The organism is Pseudomonas sp. P5_A2_2, assembly GCF_054177685.1.
On the sequence record NZ_JBGCUL010000013.1, the window covers coordinates 24,885 to 33,697 of the forward strand.

An 8,813-nucleotide genomic window follows, 5' to 3' on the forward strand; every position below is an offset into this window, starting at 1 on the left:
TAGGGTCAAGCACCCATTTTGGAGTTTTGGAGATTGTCGTCATGAAAATTGGAGAGTTGGCAAAGCTCACGGACTGTGCCGTGGAAACGATCCGCTACTACGAGCGCGAGAGCCTGCTGCCGGAACCGGCCCGCAGTGACGGCAATTATCGCGTCTATACCCAGGCCCACGCCGAGCGCCTGACCTTCATCCGCAACTGTCGCACCCTCGACATGACGCTTGAAGAAATCCGCAGCCTGCTGGCGTTTCGCGACAGCCCGCAAGATCAGTGCGAAAGCGTAAACTCACTGATCGACGAGCACATCCACCACGTCAGGGCGCGGATCGACGGCTTGCTGGCCTTGCAGACGCAACTGCTCGACCTGCGCCAACGCTGCGACGAGGGGCCGGGTATCGATCAATGCGGGATTTTGCAGCGGCTGGAAGTGAGTGGCGGGGTTGTGACGACGGAGGTGGAGCATTCCCATGTGGGCCGCAGTCACGGCCACTAAGCACACCGCAAAACCCTGTGGGAGCGAGCTTGCTCGCGATGACGGCGGCACATTCAACATTGATGTGACTGACAAACCGCTATCGCGAGCAAGCTCGCTCCCACAGGGTCGGTGGTGGTTTTTCAGACCGCCATCGGCGCGGTCATCGGTGCGTGGTGCTCGTAGCCTTCCAGGGAGAAATCGCCCGGTTCCACCAGCTCCAGCCACTCCGGCTGATACACRCCCGTCTTGGCAAACTCCGGCACACGCTCGGAAATCACCAGTTTCGGCATCGGGAAYGGCTCGCGCTTGAGCTGTTCGTTGAGCATGTCCAGGTGGTTTTCGTAGACGTGGGCATCACCGATGAAATAGGTGAACCAGCGCGGCGTGTAGCCGGTCAGGCGACCGATGAGGCTCAGCAGCGCAGCACCTTCGGTGAGGTTGAACGGCGTGCCCAGGCCCAGGTCGTTGGAGCGGATGTAGAGGGTCAGGGAAATCTCCCTGGTCTCGACATTCGGGTGGAACTGGTACAGCAGGTGGCACGGCGGCAAGGCCATTTCATCGAGCTGGGCGCAGTTCCAGCCATGGAACAGGATGCGACGGCTGCCCGGGTCATTGATGATGGTGTCTACGCACTGGCGGACCTGATCGATGGCCTTGTACAGCACCACGTAGGCCTGACCGGCATCGGAGCCTTCGGCGATCTGGCGGTAGCCTTGCTTCAGGGTCTGCTCGATGGCGGCCGGGTTGCTGACCGGAATCTGCTTGTACGCCGGCCATTTGCGCCATTGCACACCGTAGATTTCGCCAAGGTCGTCTTCGCCCTGGCGGAACGGGTTGGCCAGCCACTGGGCGTTTTCATTGGCGTTCTGGTCCCAGACCTTGCAGCCCAACTCACGGAATTCGGCAGCGTTGTTCACGCCACGCAGGAATCCGCACATTTCGCCGATGGCCGATTTGAACGCCATCTTGCGCGTGGTGATCGCCGGAAAACCTTCCTGCAGGTCATAACGCAGCATCGCACCGGGAAAACTGATGGTGTTCACGCCGGTGCGGTTGGCCTGCTTGGTGCCGTTCTTGATGACGTGGGCAACCAGTTCGAGATATTGCTTCATGAGTTACCTGTGTCCTTGAACCCGGGACCGAAGCCCCGGGGTTCGAATTTTATACTGCTGCCGCTGGAGTCGCCGGAGTGCGGTGATAGGCCAGCCAGATCAGGAACAACCCGCCGACGATCATCGGCACGCACAGCACCTGGCCCATGGTCAGCCAGTTCCAGGCCAGATAGCCCAGTTGCGCGTCCGGTACACGGACGAACTCGACGATGAAACGGAAGATGCCATAGAACAGCGCGAACATCCCCGAGACCGCCATGGTCGGCCGTGGCTTGCGCGAGAACAGCCAGAGGATCAGGAACAGCGCCACGCCTTCAAGGGCGAACTGGTACAGCTGCGACGGGTGACGAGGCAACTGCGCCGGGTCGCTGAACGGCGGGAAGATCATTGCCCACGGCACGTCGGTCGGCTTGCCCCACAGCTCGGCATTGATGAAGTTGCCGATACGACCGGCACCCAGGCCAATCGGCACCATCGGCGCAACGAAATCCATCAGCTGGAAGAACGACTTGCTGTTCTTTTTACCGAACCACAACGCCGCCAGCATCACACCGATGAAACCGCCGTGGAATGACATGCCGCCCTTCCACACTTCGAAAATCAGCGTCGGGTTGGCCAGATAAGCGCTCAGATCGTAGAACAGCACGTAACCCAGTCGCCCGCCGACGATCACCCCCATCGACATCCAGAACACCATGTCGGAGAGTTTCTCCCTGGTCCAGGTCGGGTCGAAACGGTTCAAGCGGCGGGACGCCAGCAGCCAGGCGCCGCCGATGCCGATCAGGTACATCAGACCGTACCAGTGGATTTTCAGCGGACCGATGGCCAGGGCCACCGGGTCGATCTGCGGGTAAGGCAGCATTGCGACTCCTCGTTAGAGTTCAAATCTTAAAAATTCCCGGGCGACGCTGCCACCTCAGGATTAAGCCAGGATTGCGCTGCCGGTCAGAGCAGGAAGTTCAGACCGACGCAGAACAGCAAAGCGGCAAACAGCCGTTTCAGCAACTTTGGCGACAACCTGTGAGCCAATCGCGCGCCCAAGCGGGCGAACACCATGCTGGTCAGGGCAATGCCCAGCAACGCCGGCAAATAAATGAAACCGAGACTATGGGCCGGGAGCAACGGATCGTGCCAGCCCAGAATCATGAAACTTAATGCACTGGCCAGGGCAATCGGCAGACCGCAGGCCGACGAAGTAGCCACGGCTTGCTGCATCGGCACACTGCGCCAGGTCAGGAATGGCACGGTCAGCGAACCTCCACCAATGCCGAAAATCGCCGAAGCCCAGCCAATCGCGCTACCGGCCACGGTCAGACCGAGTTTGCCCGGCACGGTTCGGCTGGCCTTGGGTTTAACCTCCAGCGCCAACTGAGCGGCGATCACCAGGGCAAACACACCAATGAGTTTCTGCAGGTTAGGGCCGGAAATCGCTTCCGCCGTCAGCGCGCCGAATCCGGCACCGACCAGAATGCCGACGGTCATCCACATGAAGATCGGCCAACGCACGGCTCCACGGCGGTGATGCTCACGTACCGCGTTGACCGAGGTAAAGATGATCGTCGCCAGGGAGGTGCCCACTGCCAGGTGCGTGAGGATCGACGGATCGAACCCTTGGGCCTTGAAGCTGAACACCAGCACCGGGACGATGATGATCCCGCCGCCCACGCCAAACAGCCCGGCGAGTACACCTGCACAGGCGCCGAGCGCCAGATAGAGCAGAAATTCCATGGTTGTCTCGCCCGCATCCCAAAACCGGAGCGGCATGGTAACGGATGCATGGCCTCAAGCTCCACTGCGCAAGGCGATGGATCGATGAGCGATGTCTGCGTAGAGTGAGCAAAAAACACACAAGGACAGCCTTATGTGCCTGATTGTTTTTGCCTGGCGTCCGGGTCATGCCCAGCCGCTGGTCGTGGCGGCCAATCGCGATGAGTTCTACGCCCGCCCCAGCCTGCCTCTGGCGCCATGGCCCGAAGCGCCGCACGTACATGCGGGGCGCGACCTCGAGGCCGGTGGCACCTGGCTCGGTGTCGGTGCCAACGGACGTTTTGCGGCGCTGACCAATATCCGAGATCCCAATCGACCACCAGGGCGAAAATCTCGTGGGGAGCTGGTCGCGCGTTTTCTAACCGGKGAAATATCAATTGACGACTATTTAGCCGACGTTGTCGAACGTTCGCAGGAATATGGTGGTTTTAACCTGTTGGTCGGCAATGCCAATGAACTCTGGCACTTCAACGCCCGGGAACCAGCAGCGGTGATGTTGGCCCCGGGGATCTACGGGTTATCCAATGCCGGGCTGGATACGCCGTGGCCGAAGTTGCTCAAGGCCAAGGCGGCGTTGAGCGAGGTGCTGGATGATCCGCAGCCTCAGGCGCTGTTGGCGTTATTGAGCGATGCGCAGACCGCACCGCTTGCCGAGTTGCCGGATACCGGAGTGGGGCTGGCCACCGAGACGTTGCTGTCGAGCGTGTTCATTGCCAGTCAGAGTTATGGAACGCGGGCGAGTACGGCGTTGATTGTGCAGGCGGATGGGGCGCGGCATATGGTCGAACACAGTTTCGGGCCGCATGGCGGGCATCTTGGGGAAGTGGAGATCAGGCTTTAGTTTTGTGTTACCTGGACTGGCCCCATCGCGAGCAAGCTCGCTCCCACAGAGTTTTGTGTTGTTCACAAAACAGTGAGCCTACACAAGCCCACTGTGGGAGCGAGCTTGCTCGCGATGGGGCCGTCAGCGTTTCAGAGGGGCTTGATCGCTGCCGGATTGATCATCCGCGCCAACCCGAGGTTCTTCAGCGCCAATTGCAACGAGCTATGAATCACTTGCGGGTTGTCGATGGTCATCAGTTCGGCAAGCAATTCCTTGGCCTTGCTCAGGTTGATCTGGCGCAGCATCCACTTCACCTTCGGCAGGTTGGTGGCGTTCATCGACAGACTGTCGAACCCCATCGCCATCAACAGCACGGCCGCCGCCGGATCACCGGCCATTTCACCGCAGATACTCACTGGCTTGCCTTCGGCATGGGCATCACGCACCACATTCTGCAGCGCCTGAAGCACTGCCGGGTGCAGGTAATCGTAGAGGTCGGCCACCCGCGGGTTGTTGCGGTCCACGGCCAGCAGGTACTGGGTCAGGTCGTTGGAACCGACCGAAAGGAAGTCCACTTGCCGCGCCAGTTCCTTGGTCTGATACACCGCTGCCGGAATCTCGATCATCACGCCAACCGGCGGCATCGGCACGTCGGTGCCTTCATCGCGTACTTCACCCCAGGCACGGTGAATCAGGTGCAGGGCCTCTTCGAGCTCATGGGTGCCAGAGATCATCGGCAGCAGGATGCGCAGATTATTCAAGCCTTCACTGGCCTTGAGCATGGCGCGGGTCTGCACCAGGAAGATTTCCGGGTGGTCGAGGGTGACACGAATGCCGCGCCAGCCAAGGAACGGGTTATCTTCCTTGATCGGGAAATACGACAGCGCCTTGTCGCCGCCGATGTCCAGGCTGCGCATGGTCACCGGTTGCGGGTGGAACGCGGCCAGTTGTTCGCGGTAGATCGCCAGCTGTTCCTTTTCGCTCGGGAAACGCTGGTTGATCATGAACGGCACTTCGGTGCGGTACAGGCCCACGCCTTCGGCACCGCGCTTCTGCGCCCGCGCCACATCCGCCAGCAAACCGGTGTTGACCCACAGTGGCATGCGGTGGCCATCGACTGTCACGCACGGCAGATCGCGCAGCGCATCGAGCCCGAGGGCCAGTTGTTTCTCTTCCTCGACCACCTCGGCGAACTGCTTGCGCAGCACTTCACTCGGGTTGGTGTAGACCTCACCGTGGTAGCCATCGACGATCATCTGGATGCCGTCGACCTTGGAATACGGCAGGTCGACCAGGCCCATCACGGTCGGAATGCCCATGGCGCGGGCGAGGATGGCGACGTGGGAGTTGCCTGAGCCGAGCACCGACACCAGGCCGACCAGCTTGCCCTCCGGCACCTCGCCGAGCATCGCCGGCGTCAGTTCTTCGCTGACCAGAATGGTGTTGTCGGGGTAGACCAGCGTTTGCTGACGCTCTTCCTGCAAGTAAGCCAGCAATCGCCGACCAAGGTCCTTGACGTCCGAGGCCCGCTCGCGCAGGTAGGCGTCGTCCATCAATTCGAAACGGTTGACGTGATCGGTGACCACCTGGCGCAAAGCGCCCTGGGCCCACTGCCCGGTCTTGATCACGGTGGTGACTTCGCTGCCCAGCGCGGCATCGTCGAGCATCATCAGGTAGACGTCGAACAAGGCCCGCTCTTCCGGGCGCAGCTGCGTGGCGAGTTTGGCGGACAAGGTGCGCATGTCGGCGCGCACGCCTTCAATGGCGGTCTTGAACAAACCGAGTTCGGCGTCGATGTCGGTGATGTTCTTGTCCGGCACCACGTCCAGATCGGCGGGCGGCAGCATGACCACCGCCGTACCGACCGCCGCACCCGGCGAACCCGGCACGCCGATGAACTTGGCTTCCTGAATGCCTTTACCCTGACGGCCCAGGCCGCGGATCGAACCGGTGGCCTCGGCGTGGGCGATAACGCCGGCGAGCTGCGCGCTCATGGTCACGAGGAAGGCTTCTTCACCTTCATCGAACTGGCGGCGCTCTTTTTGCTGGATGACCAACACGCCGACAACACGGCGGTGGTGAATGATCGGTGCCCCGAGGAATGAGGCGAAGCGCTCTTCACCGGTCTCGGCGAAGTAGCGGTAGCGCGGGTGATCCGCAGCGTTTTCGAGATTCAGGGGTTCTTCGCGCGTACCGACCAGGCCAACCAGACCTTCGTTGGGTGCCATGCTGACTTTACCGATCGAGCGCTTGTTCAAGCCCTCGGTGGCCATCAGCACGAAGCGGTTGGTCTCAGGGTCAAGCAGGTAGACCGAGCAGACCTGACTGCCCATGGCCTCTTTGACGCGCAACACAATAATCCCCAACGCCGCCTTGAGATCCTTGGCGGAGTTAACTTCCTGGACGATCTTGCGCAGCGTATTGAGCATGGCTCGGGGTCGAACTCCGTCGTCAGTCGCGCGCTAAAAGGCGCGGGGCAAGCTCTTTGAGAGCGCGTCGATACACCTCGCGCTTGAATGTCACCACCTGGCCCAACGGATACCAATAGCTGACCCAGCGCCAGCCATCGAACTCCGGTTTACCGGTCAAATCCATCCGCACCCGCTGCTCGTTGGAGATCAGGCGCAGGAGAAACCATTTCTGCTTCTGGCCGATGCACAGCGGCTGGCTGTGGGTACGTACCAGACGTTGCGGCAAACGATAGCGCAACCAGCCCCGGGTGCAGGCGAGAATTTCAACATCTTCGCGTTCAAGGCCCACTTCTTCGTTCAGCTCGCGGTACAAGGCGTCTTCCGGCGTCTCTTCGGGGTTGATTCCCCCCTGCGGAAATTGCCAGGCATCCTGATTGATTCGGCGAGCCCATAGCACCTGGCCGGCGTCATTCGTCAGAATGATCCCGACATTGGGGCGAAAACCATCGGGGTCGATCACGGCAACAACCTCGCAAACGCATGTCGCCGCATTGTTCCACAAAGGTTGTGAAGGCGGCAACGAAGGTTCCTACCTTATGTGCACTCTTGTGAAAAGACCGTATTCTTGTCGCCTTTTTACTGACTTTTCAGCGGGTAACTGCGATGCGCCTGGCTTTATTCGATTTGGACAACACCCTTCTGGGCGGTGACAGCGATCACGCTTGGGGCGATTACCTATGCGAGCGCGGCTTTCTCGACGCCGTCGCCTACAAGGCTCGCAACGATGCGTTCTACCAGGATTACCTGGCCGGCAAACTCGATAATGCCGCTTACCTGAACTTCTGCCTGGAAGTTCTCGGCCGCACCGAAATGGCCACGCTGGATCAGTGGCACAGCGATTACATGCGTGACTGCATCGAACCGATCGTGCTGCCCAAGGCCATCGACCTTTTGGCCAAACACCGTTCAGCCGGCGACAAACTGGTGATCATCACGGCGACCAACCGCTTCGTCACCGGGCCGATTGCCAAGCGCCTGGGCGTCGAAACCCTGATCGCCACCGAATGCGAGATGGTCGACGGCCGCTACACCGGGCGCAGCACCGATGTGCCGTGCTTCCGCGAAGGCAAGGTGACGCGCTTGAATCGGTGGCTGGAAGAAACCGGATATACGCTGGAAGACAGCTATTTCTACAGCGACTCGATGAATGATTTTCCGTTGCTGGAGCAAGTGACCCATCCGGTTGCGGTCGATCCGGATCCGAATCTGCGGGTCGAGGCCGAGAAGCGGGGTTGGCCGGTGATCAGTCTGCGCGGCTGAAACCGCTGTCGCGAGCAAGCTCGCTCCCACAGGGATCTTCAGTGAATTCAGATTTAGTGAACACCAGAAAACTCTGTGGGAGCGAGCTTGCTCGCGATGGGGGCGACACGGTCTCAAGCCTTAAACAGGCTTGGCCCCCATTAAACCGGCAATGGCCACAAAACAGACAAAACCGAACAACGCCAAGGCAAAGGTGAATTTACCCGCGCTCTCCGGCGCCTTGCGCAGTTTGTCGAGCCGCACCAGCAACCAGAACCAAGCCAGCGCCGCCACGGTGTACAGCACACTGGACGCCAGCAACCAGGTCTGCCCCAATGGCCAGCCCACCAGATGCACCATCCACCAGCCGGTAAACGGCATGCTCAGCAGCGCCAACCCCATCAACAACCAGACAAATACACGTGGCCGTTGCAGGGTGCGGCTTCCCGCCGTCGCATCACCCTTGCGCCGCGCAAGCAAAACCCAGACGCCCAGACCCAGCGCACAAGCCAGCAGTACAACAGTTGCCACCATGTGCGCCGTTTTCAGGGCAGTTAACGTTTCCATTGTCAGATTTCCTTATTGCCTGCCCATCAGCGTAGCCCCTCAGCCAAGAAACAGCTGATAGGCCGGGTTGTCGCTTTCGTCCCAGTACGGGTAGCCGATTTCTTCCAGCGCCGCCGGCACCAAATGGCGCTCGTCGTGGGGCACTTGCAGGCCCGCGACTACCCGGCCGTCCGCCGCGCCATGGTTGCGGTAGTGGAACATCGAGATGTTCCAGCGCCCGCCCAGCTTGTTGAGGAAGTTGAACAGCGCGCCCGGACGCTCCGGGAACTCGAAACGCAGAATCACTTCATCGACCACATGCGCCGCACGCCCACCCACCATATGACGGATGTGCAGCTTGGCCAGTTCGTTGTCGGTCAGG

Annotated in this window: 9 protein-coding genes and 1 pseudogene; 3 read left to right on the forward strand and 7 right to left on the reverse strand. The window is 60.5% G+C overall.

Annotated elements, in window-relative coordinates:
- Nucleotides 1-41 precede the first annotated feature (41 nt).
- Nucleotides 42-491 carry a Cd(II)/Pb(II)-responsive transcriptional regulator gene (gene cadR / locus ACXRVY_RS03400; RefSeq protein WP_223456627.1) on the forward strand — a complete coding sequence of 150 codons (450 nt, stop codon included), beginning with the start codon at nucleotides 42-44 and terminating at the stop codon, nucleotides 489-491.
- A gap of 122 nt (nucleotides 492-613) precedes the next feature.
- Here cadR and ACXRVY_RS03405 read toward each other — a convergent pair whose 3' ends face one another.
- The 3 genes from ACXRVY_RS03405 to ACXRVY_RS03415 form a co-directional block, all read right to left on the reverse strand.
- Nucleotides 614-1,585, reverse strand: a complete 972-nt coding sequence (locus ACXRVY_RS03405; RefSeq protein WP_223456625.1) for a thymidylate synthase — start codon at nucleotides 1,583-1,585, stop codon at nucleotides 614-616.
- A gap of 49 nt (nucleotides 1,586-1,634) precedes the next feature.
- The gene (lgt, locus tag ACXRVY_RS03410; protein ID WP_223456623.1) at nucleotides 1,635-2,447 is read right to left on the reverse strand and encodes a prolipoprotein diacylglyceryl transferase; all 813 of its coding nucleotides are present in this window, start codon (nucleotides 2,445-2,447) and stop codon (nucleotides 1,635-1,637) included.
- A gap of 83 nt (nucleotides 2,448-2,530) precedes the next feature.
- The gene (locus ACXRVY_RS03415; protein ID WP_218431789.1) at nucleotides 2,531-3,313 is read right to left on the reverse strand and encodes a sulfite exporter TauE/SafE family protein; all 783 of its coding nucleotides are present in this window, start codon (nucleotides 3,311-3,313) and stop codon (nucleotides 2,531-2,533) included.
- 133 nt (nucleotides 3,314-3,446) lie between these two features.
- Here ACXRVY_RS03415 and ACXRVY_RS03420 point away from each other — a divergent pair, with 133 nt between their 5' ends.
- Complete coding sequence (locus tag ACXRVY_RS03420; protein ID WP_223456621.1) at nucleotides 3,447-4,193, forward strand: NRDE family protein; 747 nt, start codon at nucleotides 3,447-3,449, stop codon at nucleotides 4,191-4,193.
- A 131-nt stretch (nucleotides 4,194-4,324) separates the two neighbouring features.
- Here ACXRVY_RS03420 and ptsP read toward each other — a convergent pair whose 3' ends face one another.
- Both ptsP and ACXRVY_RS03430 read right to left on the reverse strand, forming a co-directional pair.
- The gene (gene ptsP / locus ACXRVY_RS03425) at nucleotides 4,325-6,604 is read right to left on the reverse strand and encodes a phosphoenolpyruvate--protein phosphotransferase (protein WP_223456619.1); all 2,280 of its coding nucleotides are present in this window, start codon (nucleotides 6,602-6,604) and stop codon (nucleotides 4,325-4,327) included.
- Between the two features lie 22 nt (nucleotides 6,605-6,626).
- A complete protein-coding gene (locus ACXRVY_RS03430; RefSeq protein WP_003229203.1) occupies nucleotides 6,627-7,106 on the reverse strand; it encodes an RNA pyrophosphohydrolase in 480 nt (159 codons plus the stop codon).
- Between the two features lie 143 nt (nucleotides 7,107-7,249).
- On the opposite strand from ACXRVY_RS03430, the gene ACXRVY_RS03435 reads away from it, so the two are divergent.
- Nucleotides 7,250-7,906, forward strand: a complete 657-nt coding sequence (locus ACXRVY_RS03435) for a histidinol-phosphatase (RefSeq protein ID WP_223456617.1) — start codon at nucleotides 7,250-7,252, stop codon at nucleotides 7,904-7,906.
- Nucleotides 7,907-8,026: 120 nt separating this feature from the next.
- Here ACXRVY_RS03435 and ACXRVY_RS03440 read toward each other — a convergent pair whose 3' ends face one another.
- Together ACXRVY_RS03440 and ACXRVY_RS03445 are read right to left on the reverse strand one after the other, a co-directional pair.
- The gene (locus ACXRVY_RS03440; RefSeq protein ID WP_223456615.1) at nucleotides 8,027-8,452 is read right to left on the reverse strand and encodes a DUF2269 domain-containing protein; all 426 of its coding nucleotides are present in this window, start codon (nucleotides 8,450-8,452) and stop codon (nucleotides 8,027-8,029) included.
- A 39-nt stretch (nucleotides 8,453-8,491) separates the two neighbouring features.
- Nucleotides 8,492-8,813: pseudogene (locus tag ACXRVY_RS03445) on the reverse strand (threonine ammonia-lyase, biosynthetic); the annotation flags it as partial.